General features: G+C 71.8%; 16 protein-coding genes and 1 riboswitch. Of the genes, 6 read left to right on the top strand and 10 right to left on the bottom strand.

The window, feature by feature from the left end:
- Positions 1-98: 98 nt before the first annotated feature.
- The 5 genes from C9F11_RS27165 (at position 99) to C9F11_RS27145 (ending at position 6,647) form a co-directional block, all read left to right on the top strand.
- On the top strand, positions 99-368 hold the full coding sequence (locus tag C9F11_RS27165; protein ID WP_138967056.1) for a DUF3311 domain-containing protein: 270 nt from the start codon (positions 99-101) through the stop codon (positions 366-368).
- Positions 365-1,984, top strand: a complete 1,620-nt coding sequence (locus C9F11_RS27160) for a sodium:solute symporter family protein (RefSeq protein ID WP_138961708.1) — start codon at positions 365-367, stop codon at positions 1,982-1,984. Before C9F11_RS27165 ends, C9F11_RS27160 begins: the two co-directional genes overlap by 4 nt.
- Positions 1,985-2,052: 68 nt before the next feature.
- Entirely contained in the window at positions 2,053-2,688 is a 636-nt protein-coding gene (locus C9F11_RS27155) for a hypothetical protein (RefSeq protein ID WP_138961707.1), read from the top strand.
- 235 nt (positions 2,689-2,923) lie between these two features.
- Positions 2,924-3,065, top strand: a riboswitch (cobalamin riboswitch).
- A 133-nt stretch (positions 3,066-3,198) separates the two neighbouring features.
- Positions 3,199-5,610, top strand: coding sequence for a ribonucleoside-diphosphate reductase subunit alpha (locus C9F11_RS27150; RefSeq protein WP_138961706.1), 2,412 nt, complete (start codon positions 3,199-3,201; stop codon positions 5,608-5,610).
- A complete protein-coding gene (locus C9F11_RS27145) occupies positions 5,610-6,647 on the top strand; it encodes a ribonucleotide-diphosphate reductase subunit beta (protein ID WP_171075854.1) in 1,038 nt (345 codons plus the stop codon). Before C9F11_RS27150 ends, C9F11_RS27145 begins: the two co-directional genes overlap by 1 nt.
- Here the strand turns inward: C9F11_RS27145 and C9F11_RS27140 are convergent.
- The gene (locus C9F11_RS27140) at positions 6,560-6,790 is read right to left on the bottom strand and encodes a hypothetical protein (RefSeq protein ID WP_138961705.1); all 231 of its coding nucleotides are present in this window, start codon (positions 6,788-6,790) and stop codon (positions 6,560-6,562) included. The genes C9F11_RS27145 and C9F11_RS27140 overlap by 88 nt on opposite strands.
- Before the next feature lie 93 nt (positions 6,791-6,883).
- Here C9F11_RS27140 and C9F11_RS27135 point away from each other — a divergent pair, with 93 nt between their 5' ends.
- Complete coding sequence (locus C9F11_RS27135) at positions 6,884-7,855, top strand: helix-turn-helix domain-containing protein (protein WP_138961704.1); 972 nt, start codon at positions 6,884-6,886, stop codon at positions 7,853-7,855.
- 53 nt (positions 7,856-7,908) lie between these two features.
- Here C9F11_RS27135 and C9F11_RS27130 read toward each other — a convergent pair whose 3' ends face one another.
- From C9F11_RS27130 to C9F11_RS27090, 9 genes are all read right to left on the bottom strand, one after another.
- The gene (locus tag C9F11_RS27130) at positions 7,909-9,288 is read right to left on the bottom strand and encodes a cytochrome P450 (RefSeq protein ID WP_138961703.1); all 1,380 of its coding nucleotides are present in this window, start codon (positions 9,286-9,288) and stop codon (positions 7,909-7,911) included.
- Positions 9,285-10,397, bottom strand: coding sequence for a multidrug MFS transporter (locus C9F11_RS27125; protein WP_138961702.1), 1,113 nt, complete (start codon positions 10,395-10,397; stop codon positions 9,285-9,287). Before C9F11_RS27125 ends, C9F11_RS27130 begins: the two co-directional genes overlap by 4 nt.
- Positions 10,398-10,824: 427 nt before the next feature.
- Positions 10,825-11,475, bottom strand: a complete 651-nt coding sequence (gene def / locus C9F11_RS27120) for a peptide deformylase (protein WP_138961701.1) — start codon at positions 11,473-11,475, stop codon at positions 10,825-10,827.
- 96 nt (positions 11,476-11,571) lie between these two features.
- Positions 11,572-12,552, bottom strand: coding sequence for a hypothetical protein (locus tag C9F11_RS27115; protein ID WP_138961700.1), 981 nt, complete (start codon positions 12,550-12,552; stop codon positions 11,572-11,574).
- 272 nt (positions 12,553-12,824) lie between these two features.
- On the bottom strand, positions 12,825-14,045 hold the full coding sequence (locus C9F11_RS27110) for an HD domain-containing protein (protein ID WP_138967052.1): 1,221 nt from the start codon (positions 14,043-14,045) through the stop codon (positions 12,825-12,827).
- Between the two features lie 32 nt (positions 14,046-14,077).
- A complete protein-coding gene (locus tag C9F11_RS27105) occupies positions 14,078-15,475 on the bottom strand; it encodes an HD-GYP domain-containing protein (RefSeq protein WP_138961699.1) in 1,398 nt (465 codons plus the stop codon).
- Positions 15,476-15,693: 218 nt separating this feature from the next.
- Complete coding sequence (rsrA, locus tag C9F11_RS27100) at positions 15,694-15,993, bottom strand: mycothiol system anti-sigma-R factor (protein WP_138961698.1); 300 nt, start codon at positions 15,991-15,993, stop codon at positions 15,694-15,696.
- Positions 15,990-16,673: an RNA polymerase sigma factor SigR gene (gene sigR / locus C9F11_RS27095; protein WP_212767830.1), complete on the bottom strand. Its 684-nt coding sequence runs from the start codon at positions 16,671-16,673 to the stop codon at positions 15,990-15,992. The genes rsrA and sigR overlap by 4 nt, the downstream gene beginning before the upstream one ends.
- 221 nt (positions 16,674-16,894) lie before the next feature.
- Positions 16,895-17,605, bottom strand: coding sequence for an alpha/beta family hydrolase (locus C9F11_RS27090; RefSeq protein WP_138961696.1), 711 nt, complete (start codon positions 17,603-17,605; stop codon positions 16,895-16,897).
- Position 17,606: the final 1 nt, after the last annotated feature.

Here is a 17,606-nt window from a genome sequence, read left to right as displayed (position 1 = left end):
CAGGGGTTCCGTAGGCCAAGACCGTCGCTTAGATTTCCCGCACGTTAAACACGGGATAAGTGAGCGAACGGAGCCGCGGTATGCCAGATGTGCCTGAAGTGCCGGTTGCGCCTGAAGTGAGACAGCCGGTGGTCACACCGGTCCGTGTGGTCGTCGCCCTCTGTCTCGCGGCGCCCTTCGTGGCCATGCTCTGGGTGAGCTCCTACGCGAAGGCCGACCCGGCCTTCATCGGCATCCCGTTCTTCTACTGGTACCAGATGCTGTGGGTGCTGATCTCGACCGCGCTCACGATGATCGCCTATCAGCTGTGGCAGCGCGACATGCGCGCCCGCAAGGCCGCCCGCGGCCAGGGGGGTGCGCGGTCATGAACGACGGCGTGAACGGCGTCGCGCTCGCCGTCTTCATCTTCTTCTTCCTCGCGGTCACCGTCATGGGCTTCCTCGCCGCCCGCTGGCGCCGGGCCGAGAGCGACAGCCTCGACGAATGGGGTCTCGGCGGCCGGTCGTTCGGCACCTGGGTGACGTGGTTCCTGCTCGGCGGCGACCTCTACACGGCGTACACCTTCGTGGCCGTGCCCGCGGCGATCTACGCGGCGGGCGCCGCCGGGTTCTTCGCGGTGCCGTACACCATCCTCGTCTATCCGCTGATCTTCACCTTCCTGCCCCGGCTCTGGTCGGTCTCGCACAAGCACGGCTATGTGACCACGTCCGACTTCGTGCGCGGGCGCTTCGGCTCCAAGGGCCTCTCGCTCGCGGTGGCCGTCACCGGCATCCTCGCGACGATGCCCTACATCGCGCTCCAACTCGTCGGCATCCAGGCCGTCCTGGACGTGATGGGCGTCGGCGGCGGCGACGACACCAACTGGTTCGTCAAGGACCTGCCGCTGCTCATCGCCTTCGGCGTGCTCGCCGCGTACACCTACTCCTCGGGCCTGAGGGCCCCGGCGCTGATCGCGTTCGTGAAGGACACCCTGATCTACATCGTGATCGTGGTGGCCATCATCTACATCCCGATCAAACTCGGCGGGTTCGACGACGTCTTCCACGCGGCGAGCGAGAAGTTCTCGGCGACCAACGAGGCGACCGGCAAGCCCGTCGGCGCGCTCGTGCCCGGCGACGCGGGGACCTGGACGTACGCGACCCTGGCGCTCGGCTCGGCGCTCGCGCTCTTCATGTACCCGCACTCGATCACCGCGACGCTGTCCTCGCGCAGCCGGGACGTGATCCGCCGCAACACCACCATCCTGCCGCTGTACTCGCTGATGCTGGGCCTGCTCGCGCTGCTCGGGTTCATGGCGATCGCGGCCGGGGTGAAGGTCGACAACGGGCAGCTGGCGATTCCGCAGCTGTTCGAGGACATGTTCCCCGACTGGTTCACCGGCGTGGCCTTCGCGGCCATCGGCATCGGCGCGCTCGTGCCCGCCGCCATCATGTCCATCGCGGCCGCGAACCTCTTCACGCGCAACATCTACAAGGACTTCCTCAAGCCGGACGCGACGCCCGAGCAGGAGACCAAGGTCTCCAAGCTGGTCTCGCTCCTGGTGAAGGTGGGCGCCCTCGCCTTCGTGCTCACCATGGACAAGACCGTCGCCATCAACTTCCAGCTCCTGGGCGGCATCTGGATCCTGCAGACCATGCCCGCGCTCGTCGGCGGCCTGTTCACGCGGTGGTTCCACCGGTGGGCGCTGCTCGCCGGGTGGGCGGCCGGCATGATCTACGGCACGGTGGCCGCCTACGGCGTCGCCTCGCCGACGCAGGCGCACTTCGGCGGGTCCTCCAAGGAGATCCCCGGCATCGGTGAGATCGGCTACATCGGCCTGACGGCGTTCGTCCTGAACGTGGTCGTGACGGTCGTCCTCACCTTCGTCCTGAAGGCGTTCAAGGCCCCCGAGGGCGTCGACGAGACCTCCCCCGAGGACTACACGGCGGACGCCGGTGACAAGGGCGTGGCCGTCGAGCTGCCCAAGGTGGGGGCGGGCCACTGAGCCGAGGCGGCACGGACCGACAGGGCCGGGCGGGGCACGGCGGCGGACGCATGCGAAAGGATGTGCGCATGAGACGTTCCCGCCGCCTCCTCCCGGCCCTGCTCCTCGCCCCCCTCGCCCTCACCGGCTGCGGTTCGGACAGCCTCGACAGCGCGGCGCCGCCGGACCGCGCCGAGCTGAAGGCCCGCGCCGAGGCGGCGCAGACCGTCGTGGAGCACGTCTACGTGACGGAGGCCGACGGCTTCGAGCTGGCCCGGCAGTCGGTGGGCGTGATCGGCGACTACGGCTTCCAGTCCACCTACGTACGGGACGAGGGCGGCGCGCAGCTCACGCTCTCCGTCGACCGGGGCACCGTCACCGACGGGAACTGCCGCACGGTCCCGCCCGCCGCCACGCGCTGCGAGAAGGACGGCAAGGGCTGGTACCGCCGCACGGGCTCCCGGCACGAGTACGTCCGCTCGGAGAACGGGCTGCGCATCCAGCTCGCCGCCGACCGCGGCGCGGTGAGCCGCGCGGTGCTGCGCGCCGCCGCCGAGACCGCCCACCGCGCCGACGACCGCGAACTCGACGCGACCCTGCCCGAGACGGCCGACCCCGAGGGCCTGCCCACGGACGGCGGCGACACGGGCCGCCCCGCGGAGCGCGGCGACCTGCCGCCGAACGGCGACGGCGCCCCGCAGGACCCCCCGGGCGCGGGCGGCTGACCGACCGGCACCCCCGGCCGCGCCGGGCCCCGGCCCAGGCCTCCACGCCCCGCCGCAGCCCTCCACGCCCCGCGCCGGGCCCCGCCCCAACCCCTCCGCGCCCCGCTCCGGACCCGGTATCCGTCCCCCGGTCCGGCCTTTCTCCCTGGCGAGTTGACGCTCCGACCTGCTCCCGAGCGACCACACCCCGTGAGGGAACGGTCACCTCCGACACAACATCTAGGGGCGCCACCGAAACCCGGCACAAGATGTATGCTCGTCCTCGCTGTCGCCGCAGGGGAATCCGGTGGAAGTCCGGAACTGTCCCGCAACGGTGTACGTGTGCGCATTTGCGTACCCACAAAGTCCGAGGACCTGCCGACAGCGCACCCGTGCCGCCCGGTCCGGGTGCAGACGTCCGGGCCTCGTGGACATGGGCTGGTGGACGCGGCGTACGTACCGCCTCGCGCGGTCGCGCCCGTGTGCCTCCGCCTGCCTCGATGCCCAGAGCCGAGCGAGGGAGAGCACCACGTGACCATCGCGCCCGCCGAGCCCGCGTCAGCGCAGGCCGAAGCCGGTCAGCAGCACGCCGAGCAGTCCGCCCCGTCCACCGACGGGCCCGGCGCCGCCCTGCTGCGCACCCTGACCGACCTCACCGCCGACCTTCCCGACGCCGACCCCGGACGCGTCGCCGCGGCCGCGCTGCGCGGCCGCTCGGCGAAGGCCGACGAGGCGGAGTTGCGGGAGCTCGCCACCGAGGCGGCCGCCGGGCTCATCTCCGAGGACCCCGCGTACTCCCGGCTCGCCGCCCGGCTCCTGAGCGTCGGCATCCGCGAGGAGGCCGCCTCGCAGGGCGTCACGTCGTTCTCCGAGTCCGTCGCGGTCGGCCACCGCGAGGGCCTGATCGCCGACCGCACCGCCGACTTCGCGGCCCTGCACGGCACCCGTCTGGACGCCCTCGTGGAGGCCGCGCTGGCCGACGGCGCCGACCGCCGCTTCGGCTACTTCGGCCTGCGCACGCTGCACAGCCGCTACCTGCTGCGCCACCCGATCACCCGCAAGGTCATCGAGACGCCGCAGCACTTCATGCTGCGCGTGGCCACCGGTCTCGCCGAGGACGACTCCGTGCGCGCCCTCGACGAGGTCGCCGCGCTGTACGGCCTGATGAGCCGCCTCGACTACCTGCCGTCGTCGCCGACGCTCTTCAACTCCGGCACCCGCCACCCGCAGATGTCGAGCTGCTACCTGCTCGACTCCCCGCTCGACGAGCTGGACTCGATCTACGACCGCTACCACCAGGTGGCGCGCCTGTCGAAGCACGCGGGCGGCATCGGCCTGTCGTACTCCCGCATCCGCTCGCGCGGTTCGCTGATCCGCGGCACGAACGGCCACTCCAACGGCATCGTGCCGTTCCTGAAGACGCTCGACGCCTCCGTCGCCGCCGTGAACCAGGGCGGCCGCCGCAAGGGCGCCGCCGCCGTCTACCTGGAGACCTGGCACTCCGACATCGAGGAGTTCCTGGAGCTGCGGGACAACACCGGCGAGGACGCCCGGCGCACCCACAACCTGAACCTGGCGCACTGGATCCCGGACGAGTTCATGCGCCGGGTCGCCGCCGACCAGGAGTGGTCGCTGTTCTCCCCCGCCGACGTGCCCGAGCTCGTCGACCTGTGGGGCGAGGAGTTCGACACGGCCTACCGCGCGGCCGAGGCCAAGGGCCTGGCGCAGAAGACCATGCCCGCCCGCGATCTGTACGGCCGCATGATGCGCACCCTCGCGCAGACCGGCAACGGCTGGATGACCTTCAAGGACGCCTCCAACCGCACCGCCAACCAGACCGCCGAGCCCGGCCACACCGTGCACTCCTCGAATCTGTGCACGGAGATCCTGGAGGTCACGGACGACGGCGAGACGGCCGTGTGCAACCTCGGCTCGGTGAACCTCGGGGCCTTCGTGGCCGACGGGGACATCGACTGGGAGCGCCTGGACGCCACCGTCCGCACCGCCGTGACGTTCCTCGACCGCGTCGTGGACATCAACTTCTACCCGACCGAGCAGGCCGGGCGCTCCAACGCCAAGTGGCGCCCGGTGGGCCTCGGCGCCATGGGCCTGCAGGACGTCTTCTTCCAGCTGCGGCTGCCCTTCGACTCCCCCGAGGCCAAGGCGCTGTCCACCCGGATCGCCGAGCGGATCATGCTCGCCGCGTACGAGGCGTCCGCGGACCTCGCCGAGCGCCACGGGCCGCTGCCCGCCTGGGAGAAGACCCGCACGGCGCGCGGTGTCCTGCACCCCGACCACTACGAGACGGAGCGGGCCTGGCCCGAGCGCTGGGAGGCCCTGCGGGCGCGCATCGGCAAGGTCGGCATGCGCAACTCGCTGCTCCTCGCCATCGCCCCGACGGCCACCATCGCGTCCATCGCGGGCGTCTACGAGTGCATCGAGCCGCAGGTCTCCAACCTCTTCAAGCGCGAGACGCTGTCCGGCGAGTTCCTCCAGGTGAACTCCTACCTGGTGCAGGACCTCAAGAAGCTCGGCGTCTGGGACGCGCAGACCCGTGAGGCGCTGCGCGAGTCCAACGGCTCGGTGCAGGGCTTCACCTGGGTGCCCGCCGACGTGCGGAACCTGTACCGCACGGCCTGGGAGATCCCGCAGCGCGGCCTGATCGACATGGCCGCCGCGCGCACGCCGTACCTCGACCAGTCGCAGTCCCTGAACCTGTTCCTGGAGACGCCGACCATCGGCAAGCTCTCCTCGATGTACGCCTACGCCTGGCAGCAGGGCCTCAAGACCACGTACTACCTGCGCTCGCGCCCCGCGACGCGCATCGCCCGCGCCGCCGGGGGCTCCGCCGCCGCGGCCGCCCCCGTCCCCCAGCAGGTGACCGACCCCGAGGCGATCGCCTGCTCCCTGGAAAACCCCGAGTCCTGCGAGGCCTGCCAGTAATGTCCCAGTCGGAAATGCACACCACCTCGACGGGCGAGAAGAACCTGCTCGACCCGGGCTTCGAGCTGACGCTCCGCCCGATGCGCTACCCGGACTTCTACGAGCGCTACCGGGACGCGATCAAGAACACCTGGACCGTGGAGGAGGTCGACCTCCACTCGGACGTGGCCGACCTCGCCAAGCTGACGCCCGAGGAGCAGCACCTGATCGGCCGCCTGGTCGCGTTCTTCGCGACCGGCGACTCGATCGTGGCGAACAACCTCGTGCTCACCCTCTACAAGCACATCAACTCCCCCGAGGCGCGGCTCTATCTGAGCCGGCAGCTGTTCGAGGAGGCCGTGCACGTCCAGTTCTATCTGACGCTGCTCGACACCTATCTCCCCGACCCGGACGACCGCGCCGCCGCCTTCGCCGCCGTGGAGAACATCCCCTCCATCCGGGAGAAGGCCGAGTTCTGCTTCAAGTGGATGGACTCGGTGGAGAAGCTGGACCGCCTGGAGTCGCAGGCCGACCGGCGCCGCTTCGTGCTGAACCTGATCTGCTTCGCGGCGTGCATCGAGGGCCTGTTCTTCTACGGTGCCTTCGCGTACGTCTACTGGCTGCGCAGCCGCGGTCTGCTGCACGGCCTCGCGACCGGCACCAACTGGGTGTTCCGCGACGAGACGATGCACATGAGCTTCGCCTTCGAGGTCGTGGACACCGTCCGCAAGGAGGAGCCGGAGCTGTTCGACGACCAGCTCCAGCAGCAGGTCACGGACATGCTGAAGGAGGCGGTCGACGCCGAGCTGCAGTTCGCGCGCGACCTGTGCGGCGACGGCCTGCCCGGCATGAACACCGAGTCGATGCGCGAGTACCTCCAGTGCGTCGCCGACCAGCGTCTGACGCGCCTGGGCTTCGCGCCGGTGTTCGGCTCCGAGAACCCGTTCTCGTTCATGGAGCTCCAGGGCGTTCAGGAGCTGACCAACTTCTTCGAGCGGCGCCCGTCCGCGTACCAGGTCGCCGTGGAGGGCTCGGTCTCCTTCGACGACGAGTTCTGATCCCGCGGCCCGGGCCCGCGCTCGGCCTCCCGCAGCTCCCGGTCGATCCGGCGGTCGTGGGCGTGGCCGATCAGTGACGGCAGGGCCATGAGCAGGAAGACCCCGAGGACGGCCAGCGTGTCGAGTGCGTCGTGTGCGTTCATGACGACCACTCTCGCGCCGGCCGTCCTCCGGCATCAGTGGCAGGACTGCCGCACACCCTCGATTTCCTGCCAACGGCGCGGCACACTGTCCTCATGTTGAGGAACGTGGCCGCCGTCGCCCTGGACGGTGTGCATCCCTTCGAACTCGGCGTGGTGTCCGAGGTGTTCGGCCTCGACCGCAGCGACGAGGGCCTTCCGGTGTACGACTTCGCGCTCGTGTCGGCCGAGGGCCCCACGCTCTCCACGCACGCGGGCTTCACCATCTCCACGCCGTACGGCCTGGACCGCCTCGAAGAGGCCGATCTGATCACCGTCCCCGCGGGCGACTCCTATGTGACGCGGGACTTCCCGCCCGCGCTGCTCGACGCCCTGCGCCGCGCCACCGAGCGCGGCACCCGGGTGCTCAGCGTCTGCACCGGCGCCTTCGTGCTCGCGGCGGCCGGGCTCCTGGACGGGCGGCGCTGCGCGGTGCACTGGCGCCACGCCGACCAGCTCATGCGCCGCTGTCCGCGGGCCGTGGTCGAACCGGACGTGCTGTACGTCGACGAGGACCCGGTGATCACCTCCGCGGGCACCGCCGCGGGCATCGACGCCGCCCTGCACCTGGTCCGCAGGGAGGACGGCGTGGAGGTCGCCAACGCCATCGCCCGCCGCATGATCGTGCCGCCGCACCGCGACGGCGGCCAGGCCCAGTACATCGAGCGCCCGCTGCCGCGCGGCCGCTGCGACACCGTCGGCGAGGTCCTGGCCTGGATGGAGCGCCACCTCGACCAGGAGCTCGCCGTCGACCGGCTCGCCGCCCGCGCCCACATGTCGCCGCGCACCTTCGCGCGCCGCTTCCAGCAGGAGACCGGCACCACGCCGTACCGCTGGCTGCTGCGCCAACGCCTGCTGCGCGCCCAGGAGTTGCTGGAGGCTACGGACGAGACCGTGGACGCGGTCGCGTGGCGCTCCGGCTTCCCGAACGCGGCCGCGCTGCGCCACCAGTTCGTCCGCGTGCTCGGCACCACGCCGAACGCGTACCGGCGTACGTTCCGCGGGCCCGGGGCCGAGCCGGCGGCCTGACGCGCGTGCCCGCACCGACGCCGGGGCCGGTGCGGGCACGCGGTGCGCCGGTGTCAGCGCGCCGTGGCGCGCAGCACCAGATCCCGCGGGTGCAGCGTGATGCCGACCTTCGTGCGCGTGTCGGTCCGCGCCGTGGGGTCGAGCCGCCAGGTGGCGGCGATCGTGGCCAGGATGAGGGTGAGTTCCACCAGGCTGAAGTGATCGCCGGGGCACTTACGGTTGCCCACGCCGAAGGGCATCATGGCGAACTCCGGTACGCGCGCCGCACGTTCCGGATTCCACCGGTCCGGGTCGAACTCCAGATGCCGCTCGAAGGAACGCGGATCGCGCTGCATCGCGTACACGCTGTACACGATGTCCGCGTCGGCCGGAATGCGATAGCCGCCGAGGGTGGTCTCGGCCACGGACCTCCGCGTGAAAATCCAGGCGGCCGGTCGTATACGCATCGCCTCCGTGACGACATTGCGCGTGTGCCGCAGCTCGCCGAGATCGGCGAAGGCGACGGGACGCCCTCCCGTCACGGAATTTACCTCTTCAACCAACCGCCTTTCGTGGGCCGGATGTTCGGTGAGCAGATGGAAGACCCATGCCAGTGTCGAGGCGACATTCTCGGCGCCCGCCACGACGAGCGAGACGACGTGGTCATGGATCTCCTGGTCCGTCAGCGGCCGTCCCGATTCGTCGCGGGCGGCGAGCAATACGGCCAGCAAGTCCTCTTCCGTGCCGTTTCCGCAGCGCCGGCGTTCGGCGATGATCTCGTCGACGAGCGCGTGCAGATCGGCGAGCGCGCGCTCGAAGCGCCGGTTGGCGGGCGTCGGCACGCGGTACAGCGGCCCGACGGAAAGGACCATGCGGCGGTACAGGCCCTCGAAGACGGTGTGCAGCGACTCGCAGATGCGGTCCGCCTTCTCGCCGATCGAGTCGACTTCGAGCAGTGAGCGGGAGACGACGCGCACGGCCGTGCGGAACATCTCCGCGCTGATGTCCACCGCCTCCCCGTCACTCCAGCGGCCCGCCGTCGCCTGGGCCTCCTCCTCCATCACGCGCGCGTAGTCGGCGATGCGCTCGGGCCGGAACGCGGGCTGCATCATGCGCCGCTGGCGCCGGTGCAGCGGGCCGTTGCTGGTCGCCACGCCCTTGCCGAGGAGCACCTCCAGGGTGTCCCAGAGCGGCCCGCCGACGGCGTACTCCGGGCTCTTGAGGAGGGCGCCGACGAGGTCCGGGGCGCACACCGCGTACGCCGTTTTGGGCCCTAGTCGGATCCGGACGAGATCGCCGTGGTCCCGCAGATCGGCGAGGAAGCCGAGCGGGTCGCGCACCAGGTTCCAGGCGTGGCCGAGAAGTGGCGCTCCACCGGGGACCAGCGGCGGCGTATTCAGCCGCTGCGAACCGGCCGGTGCGGGTATGGCGGACGCTGTGGATTCGACGGTCATTCCTGGCCTCCTGCCAGTTCGGGGCCTGCCAATTCACATTCCGGGAGCTCGGGTCCCGGAGCGTCGGACACGTACGGGGGCAAGGATCGGTCGTCCCAGTTGTCGACGCGATATCTGCCGGATTCGTGGTGGAACCAGTAGACGGAACTGAACCAGTTCCGCATGTTGAAGACGCAGGATTGCAGCGCGGCACTCGCCTTCCTGCCCGCCGCGCTGCCGTCGATCAATTCATCCGCCAGACCCAGTACTTCCGGTTCCACCGCGAGAAAATCAGTTACACAGTCACTGACGCGCCGGTGCACTTCCGCCACCGCCTGCTGCAACGAAAGACCTTCATGGTGGATGAGGGAAATTCCGAGGTTGTGCACCTCGTCTCCCGCCAATTCCTTCGGCAGCGAGCAGAGGTCGTTGTACCAGGCGGAGAAATCCTGGGTCGCGAGTGCCGCCGCGCGATAGGCGGGGTGTTTCCGCACCGCGTCCGGCAGTTCCTGGCGCGCGGTGGGTTCGAGCAGGTCGATCCAGACCCAGTGCGCGAAGGTGAGCCGGCGCAGCTCGACGTACGCCTCGACGCTCGGCACCGTCCCGGTGCGGCGGTTGCCGAACTCGTGGTCGTAGGCGTCGATCACCGGGTGGAAGTGCCGGGCGAAGCGCGCGTTCCACCGCGGCCCGAGGTGCGCGTACAGCCTCAGGACACAGTCTGCGAACCCCGCGACCAGGGGGTCCTTGTGGTGCAGCTGCGCGTGCGGGTCCTGGAGTGTCTCGTGCAGGCCGACGCACAGGTGCCGCCAGCCCGCGGTCCTGCCGTGCACCGCGTCCCGGTCGTGCCGGTCGTCCCAGCCGAAGAACCACGAGCTGAGGTCCGCGATGGCGGCGAGCAGCGCATCGGGGGCCCCGATGTAGTACCCGGCCACCAAGTCCGTGTAGCACAGGCTGTCGGCATATGCCGCGACCTTGTCCGGGGGCATGAGGCGCTTTTCCAGGAGCCACGCCCGGGACTTCTCCTGAAGCTTTGGCCAATACGGATGCAGATGCCGGGGAAACTCCGACTCCACCACCGGAAGGGCCAGTGCGGGCGGCACCGATACCGCCTGTCGAACTGGTGAGTGCATCGACTCGGACGGCTTCTGTCGTTGCCTCGGGACGCGTTCCGCTGCATATGCCGGAACGCGTGCCGCGGCACGTGTCGCCCAGTCCGACTGTGAAGTGCTGTGTGAGGAAGCAGGCACGAACAAACCCCTCTCGACCGCGCTGAGGCCCACGCCCCTGTTGCCGTGCCGGGCGCGCGCCGTTGCGTATCCCCGCGCTTTCCATTCAGCACCACAACTGACCGTTCAGGGAACACATTTGCGCCATTCACTACCCCAGCGTGCCGAGAACATCCCCTTACGTGACTGAATCTGGATCACGGGCGGCTGATCGTGGGCTAGTCCTGTCCGGTTCTGAGCGGGTACACCAACGGCCCCTGGTCAGTGGGGTGCTCCCGACCAGGGGCCGCTGTCGTCACGCGCTCACCGCGCGCCTCAGCCGTGGCGCAGTTCAGTCATTCGGCACCACGGGGTAGCGCGGCGTGCCCTCCGCCATCTGCCGCAGCGCGTCCTTGCGCTCCCGCTTGGAGAGGCGGTCGATGTACAGATACCCGTACAGGTGGTCCGTCTCGTGCTGGAGGCAGCGGGCGAAGTAGCCCGTGCCGCGCACCTTGATGGGGTTGCCCTTCTCGTCCTGACCGGTCACGACCGCGTAGTCGGGGCGGGCCAGCGGCGCGTACGCCGTCGGCACGGACAGGCAGCCCTCGCCCGAGTCGTCCAGGCGGCGGCGGTCCGCGGGCAGCTCCTGGAGGACCGGGTTGCAGACGACGCCCACGTGCCGCACGCCCTCGTCGTCCATGCAGTCGTACACGAAGACCTTCAGGTCGACGCCGACCTGGTTGGCGGCGACACCGACGCCCTGGGCGACGCGCTGGCTCGCGAACATGTCGTCGACCAGCTTCGCGAGCTCGTCGTCGAAGGCCGTGACGTCCTTGCACTCCTTGTGCAGCACCGGATTGCCGACGACCGTGATGGGCCGGGACGTGCCGCGCTCGCGGTAAGCCGTCTCCCGCTCCTCGCAGTCTTCCGTGTCGATGACGAAGCCCTCGTCGTCGACCGGGAGCACTCCGTCCGCGTAACTCTGCTCAGTGTCCTGCGCCATGTCCGCCGTATGCCTTCTTCCTGGGTCCGTGTACTGCCCGTACAGGGTACGGGCAGCTCCCCGTCGGGGCACCGGCCTCCGGCGCTCGCCGGGGGGCTAGCAGACCTCTTCGAGGTCGCGCCAGGCCCGGGAGTCCGGGCTGTCGGCGACCCAGCCGTCGAGCAGGCCGCGCACGAGCCCCGCGGGGGCGGCCAGGCCGCACTCCCGCTCGGGGACCCACAGCGCTCCCGGGCTGCGGTGGCCGAGCGGCCCGGGGTGCCCCGGCTCGCTGTGGTCGTGCGGGTCCAGGTGCTCCCCGTCGCCCTCGTCGCTGGGCATCCGCGACTCCGAGCACATCCGGCAGAGCAGCCGCACGGACGACGACCAGTCCTCGGCGGCGAAACCGGCGTCGGCGGCGAGCTTCTCCAGGGCGTCCCGGTCCTCCTCGGTCGCGGCCTCCAGGAGGACGACCCAGGTGGGCACGGGCGACGGCGCCCACAGCTCGATCTCGTCGAAGACGGGGTACGCGTGCCCGGCGGCCGTGGTCCGCTCGCCGTGCGGCACCCCGTCGTGCAGGACGACCTCGCCCCAGCGCCGCCCGGAGGACGGCAGCGGAATCGACAGCACCTCCATGCGGGCCGGGTCCAGCCTGCGGCCCCAGACGACCTCCGCCTCGCCCTCCGGCGAGAGCCGCACGGCCGCACTGCCCAGGTCCATCCCCGCGGGCTCACCCGTCGCGGCGACCCCGCCGGGCACCTTGAGGCCGTACGCCTGCCAGGCCCTGCGCGCCAGCGGCCAGTCCTGCAGGGCGGTCGCCGCGATGCCCACGTTCCACCAGTCGGGGGCGCCCGCCGAGCGGTCCAGCAGCGCCACGGCCCGCAGGCCCGCGGCCCGCGCCTGCTCCCAGTCGTGCCGGAACTTGTGCAGCAGCGCGAGGTTGAACCAGGACTCCGAAAGCCAGGGTTCGAGATCGGCGGCGCGCGTCAGGAGCGCGCCCGCGTCCTCGTAGCGACCGTCGCCGATGAGCGTGAACGCCCTGTCGGTGGCCTGCCGCCAGGAGGCGGAGGGCCGGTGCCGTCCCTTGCCGAAGATCCTCACGATTCCCGCCTGCCAGCTCTTGTCGGGATGTCCCCGCCGCCGCGCTGCCGCGCGGCCCCGCTTCTCTTTCGCATCCAACCACGTACGGTCGGACGGCCGCTCATTACCCATGGGTTACCCAGCGGGGCCCGAGGTCAGACGACCCGTCCCCGGCGCCTTCGCGGAGCGGCCGGGACCCGCCCCCCGCCGCCTCGGCGGGGCCGCGGCCGGACCCCCCGATCGTGTCAGGGGCCGTACCGGTCGGCGGCCGGGGCACCCGTGCCCCCAGCGCGCTAACGGGCCCGGCGGGGCGCCCCCGCCAGGGCCCGGGCCAGGGCCTCGACCACCTCTGTCTGGTACTCGCGCCCGGTCCCGAGCCGCAGCCGCTCCAGGGCGGCCAGTGGTCCTTGGGGCCCGTGTTCCCGTGCCATCTCGTCGTATGCGTTCGCGGTCCGCACGATACGGGCGGTGAGCGGCTGCTCGCGGTACGGATCGGCCTGGCGCTCCACGACGACGGCGACGTCGGCGGCCACCCCGGTCTGCCGGACCACGGCCCCGCCGAGCAGGGCGATGCGCCGCTGCTCGGTGGCGGGCAGGCGGGCGGTGGCGCCCGCGGGCACGGGGTCGACCAGGGAGAGCTGCCCGATGTCGTGCATCAGCGCCGCGTACTCGAGGACGGTGAGGTCCGCTCCACAGAGCCCCAGCTCACGCCCCATGGCCCGGCTGAGGTCCGCGACGCGTCTGGCGTGCCCCGCGGGGGTGTACCCGGCGATCTCGGTGGCGCGGGCCAGCGAGGCGATGGTCTGCCGGTAGGTGGCCCGCACGGCGGCGTAGCGGCGGACGGCCAGCTGGGTGAGCAGCAGCGGGCAGCTGAGCACCGGCAGCGCCCACAGCCCCGCCACGGCGACGGCGAGCGCCATCACGGCCCCCGTGGCGCACACGGCGGAGCCGATGCCGGGCATGCGCCGCAGCTCGTCGCGGAGCAGCGGCCCGAACGGCCACCCCCGGCGGGCGTGCGCCAGGGCCGCCGCGAGCACGGCGTCGCACAGCGCGGTGAGCGCGAGCAGGGCCACGACGACGAGGGCGTACCAGCTGCCGTAGCCCGCCAGGGCCTGTAGGCGGCCCGAGTTGTACAGCGGCTGGAAGCACACGGCGGCGAACGCGACGGTGAGCACGCGCCGGGCCAGGGCGTCGGGCGCGGGCCCGCGCCCGAGCGCGACGTGCGGCACGGCGCCGACGAGCCCCGCCGCCACGACCACGGCGACCACCTGGAGGACCCCATGGTGGGTCGCCCGCCCGCCGCTCTCCCCCAGCAGGGCGTACGCCAGCGCGCCCGCGGCCCCCAGGGGCGCGGGCTCCCGCTCGCCGCCGCTCCCCCACCGGGCCAGGTCGCCCACGGCGATGAGCGCGCCGAAGGCGAGGGCGGTCCCGGGCTCCTCGACGCCGCGCCAGAGCGTGGCCCCGAGCGCGGCGAGCGCGGTGAGGAGGGCGGCGCCGCGGAGCGCGGCGGCCATCGCTGCGGCGAGCCGCCCCGCGGGCTCGCGCGTCACCGGGCGGCCGGGCCGCGGGCCGCGGGGGCGCCGGACGCCACACCGCCGACCGGGCCCGGCACGCTCGGCTCCACCGGCAGGCCGGGCTCACGCGGCCCGCGCGGCTCACGCGGCTCGCCCGGTGAAGCGTTTCCGCCGCCCCCGGCCGTGACCTCCGCGTCCCATCCGCACCGGTCGAGGGCCCGCGCGAGGGCGCCGACCATGGCCGGGTCGAACTGGGCCCCGGCGCATCTGCGCAGTTCGGCGACGGCGGCCTCGACCGGTCGTGCCCGGCGGTAGGAGCGCGAGGACGTCATGGCGTCGAAGGCGTCGGCGACGGCCACCACCCGGGCGCACTCCGGGATTTGACGACCCATCAGGCCATAGGGGTAGCCGCTGCCGTCGATGCGCTCGTGGTGGTGCAGGATCGCCGCCCTGGCCTCCCCGAGGAAGCCGATGCCGCGCACCATCTCGTGGCCGTACTCGGGGTGCAGCTCGATCACGCGCCGCTCCTGCGGGGTCAGCGGCCCCTCCTTGCGAAGGAGCCGGGTGGGGACGCCGAGCTTGCCCACGTCGTGCAGGATCCCGGCGAAGCGGAGCAGCTCCACGCGCCGGTCGTCCATGCCCAGCTCGCGGGCGATCAGCACGGAGGCGCGGCCGACCCGCTCGCTGTGGCCCCGGGTGTAGCGGTCCTTGATGTCGACGGCCTGCACGAGCGCGCGGATGGTGGCCTGGTGCGCGGCGCGCTCGCGGTGGTACTGGGCGAACACCCAGCACGAGACGCCCATCGGGAGCAGCACGAGCAGCGCGGCCGGCGGGCCGTACCGGCTGTTCCAGAGGACCGCCATCATCACCCCGGCCAGGCCGTGCACGGCGACGGGCGCGAGCGAGCCCGGCAGCAGTCCGCGCCAGGCGTGCCGCGGCGGCACCCGCTCCGCCGCCATCAGGATGCCGCCGTCGAGGGCGGCGACGACCGCGGCGAAGCAGAGCACGGCGACCGCCGCGGGCAGCAGCACGGCGGGGAAGTCGGGCGGCGCCGAGGCCGCGCCGGGACCGCCGAGCACGGCGTACGTCCACCCCGAGGACCAGGCGGCGAGGGCCGGCTGGGCGCCTCGCCAGAGGCGGCGAAGGCCCCGGGGGCGCCGGGGGACGCGGGCGAGCAGGGCGCCGGGGACGGCGACGAGCGCGGCCGCGGCGGGCGGCAGCAGGAACACCGCGGCGAGCAGCACCGGGTAGAAGGCGGGTACGGCCGGGCCGCCGCGGACGACGGTGCGCTCCCCGGCCGCGTGCAGCAGGGCGAGCAGCCCGACGACGGTCCATGGCGTGCCGGGGCCGAACGCGGGCGCCGCGCAGACGGCCCCGCCGAGCGCGGCGCACAGGACGTAGCCTCGGGCCCACACCGGCACCGACCGCATAGGGGTTCTCCTCCCGATCCAGGTCGGGAGAGTAGAACGGGCCCCGACCGCCTCGGCGGGCGCGGGCGCGAATTAGCACCTTCGAGTGAGAAACCCCAGAAGAAACAGAGAGAAACGTTCAACTAGCGGGTGAACAGCGGCCCTTCGGGGGCCGCGGAGCACCTCCGCTCAGGAACCCGCGGGGCACCGCCCCCCAGGAACCCGCGGGGCGCCTCCGCTCAGGAGCCGGGCGCCAGATCCACGCCCTCGTCCGGAACGGCCTGCCCGGAGCGGATCAGGTCGATCCGGCCCATGACCTTCGCCCGCAGGTCGGCGGGTACGTCGTCATGGCCGCAGCAGCGCTTGACGAGCTTCTTCACCGCCTGTTCGAGGCCGTACTTCTCCAGGCACGGGGAGCACTCCTCGAAGTGCGTCTCGAACTTGGTGCAGTCGCTGTCCGGCATCTCCCGGTCCAGGAACTCATAGAGGTGGTCCAGGACCTCACTGCAGTCAGTCTCGTGCGGCTCTCCGCAGCTCATGAGCCCGAGCCTTTCGCTTCGTTCGAGTCTCCGGCACCGGCCGGGACCAGGCCGCGGTCACGCGCGTAGTCCTCGAGCATGCCGCGGAGTTGGCGGCGGCCCCGGTGGAGACGGGACATCACCGTACCGATGGGTGTACCCATGATGTCCGCGATCTCCTTGTACGCAAAGCCCTCCACGTCCGCCAGATACACGGCGATGCGGAATTCCTCCGGGATCGCCTGGAGCGCGTTCTTCACGTCGGAGTCCGGCAGGTGGTCGAGCGCCTGCGACTCGGCCGAGCGCAGTCCGGTGGACATGTGCGACTCGGCGCGCGCCAGCTGCCAGTCCTCGATCTCCTCGGCGGCACTGCGCTGGGGCTCGCGCTGCTTCTTGCGGTACGAGTTGATGAACGTGTTCGTGAGGATGCGGTACAGCCAGGCCTTGAGGTTGGTGCCCTCGCGGAACTGGTGGAACGACGCGTACGCCTTCGCGTAGGTCTCCTGGACCAGGTCCTCCGCGTCCGCGGGATTGCGCGTCATACGCAGCGCGGCCGAATACATCTGGTCGAGGAACATCAGCGCGTCCCGCTCGAAGCGGGCCGTGCGCTCCGCGGCCGTCTCGGCGTCCTTGCCGGAACGCTCCGGCTGCTCGGAGTGACCGTGCTCAGTGCCTGCGTCGGTCCCAGTGACCGGACCCACCTCCTCCAACGACGTGGTGGGGCCGTAGCCGGTCCCACTGGTTTCGGAGGATAGACGACGACCCGCTTTGCCCGCCGCTCGAATAGGGGTCGCCTTGGGCGCGCTCAGCACGCTCCACTCCAGGTCAGAGGACTTGGAGCGGTTCGGGCAGATGGTCGATCCCATGCGGGCGGCCCCCTCTTCTACGAACACTGTTTGCGGTCTGTTCGCGACAACAGAGGTCACGCGCTCAACATTCCCGTAGCGGCCGTCCAGGCGACGACGGCGTCCGTGATCCGCTTCACAGCCTCCTCCTGGCCGATGTCCGCCCGCTTGGGCACGGCGAAGGAGTGGTCGCCGAAGGGAACCTCGACGAGGTCGTACGCCCACCCGTCTCCCACCACCGCCCTTGTCCCGTCGCGCCGCGCGCGGCCCCCCTCGATACCGGGGAATTCCGCGGGCTTGCCGAAGGGGTCGTTGCCGCCCTGCACCACGAGCGTCGGCACCCCGGCGCCGAGCAGCTCGTCGGCGCGGGACCTCTCCGGCCTGCCCGGCGGGTGCAGCGGGAAGCTCAGCGCGAGCACGGCGGCCGCGCCGAGCTCGGTGGCCGTGCGGCAGGCCACGCGGGCCCCGGCGCTGCGACCGCCCGCGATCACCGGCAGGCCGGGCTTCGCGAGGGCGGGCCACAGGCCGCGCCACCCGGTGTCGAGCGTCTTCGGCGCGGGCGCCACCTTCTTGCCCGCGACCCGCCAGGGCTGCTCCACCAGGGCGACGGTCACGCCGTGCGCGGGCAGGACGGCGGCGATGGCCTGGAGGTCGCGGGCCTCGATGCCGCCGCCCGCCCCGTGGCCGACGGCCAGGACGGCCCGGGGCCGCTCGGCGGGGTGCCAGGTGATCCGGGCGGTCCCGGCGTCGGTCTCGACGACTTCGCTGTGGGTCTCACTGTGCGTCACG

Source organism: Streptomyces sp. YIM 121038 (assembly GCF_006088715.1).
Lineage (GTDB): Bacteria > Actinomycetota > Actinomycetes > Streptomycetales > Streptomycetaceae > Streptomyces.
The sequence above is the reverse complement of the archived record's forward strand: the minus strand, read 5'-3'. Positions and strand labels throughout refer to the sequence as shown.

Coding starts and splice junctions, on each gene's coding strand:
- C9F11_RS27160 (WP_138961708.1), top strand. CDS start 365: ATGAACGACGGCGTGAACGGCGTCGCGCTCGCCGTCTTCATCTTCTTC.
- C9F11_RS27155 (WP_138961707.1), top strand. CDS start 2,053: ATGAGACGTTCCCGCCGCCTCCTCCCGGCCCTGCTCCTCGCCCCCCTC.
- C9F11_RS27145 (WP_171075854.1), top strand. CDS start 5,610: ATGTCCCAGTCGGAAATGCACACCACCTCGACGGGCGAGAAGAACCTG.
- C9F11_RS27140 (WP_138961705.1), bottom strand. CDS start 6,790: ATGAACGCACACGACGCACTCGACACGCTGGCCGTCCTCGGGGTCTTC.
- C9F11_RS27135 (WP_138961704.1), top strand. CDS start 6,884: ATGTTGAGGAACGTGGCCGCCGTCGCCCTGGACGGTGTGCATCCCTTC.
- C9F11_RS27130 (WP_138961703.1), bottom strand. CDS start 9,288: ATGACCGTCGAATCCACAGCGTCCGCCATACCCGCACCGGCCGGTTCG.
- C9F11_RS27125 (WP_138961702.1), bottom strand. CDS start 10,397: ATGCACTCACCAGTTCGACAGGCGGTATCGGTGCCGCCCGCACTGGCC.
- def (WP_138961701.1), bottom strand. CDS start 11,475: ATGGCGCAGGACACTGAGCAGAGTTACGCGGACGGAGTGCTCCCGGTC.
- C9F11_RS27110 (WP_138967052.1), bottom strand. CDS start 14,045: ATGGCCGCCGCGCTCCGCGGCGCCGCCCTCCTCACCGCGCTCGCCGCG.
- C9F11_RS27105 (WP_138961699.1), bottom strand. CDS start 15,475: ATGCGGTCGGTGCCGGTGTGGGCCCGAGGCTACGTCCTGTGCGCCGCG.
- rsrA (WP_138961698.1), bottom strand. CDS start 15,993: ATGAGCTGCGGAGAGCCGCACGAGACTGACTGCAGTGAGGTCCTGGAC.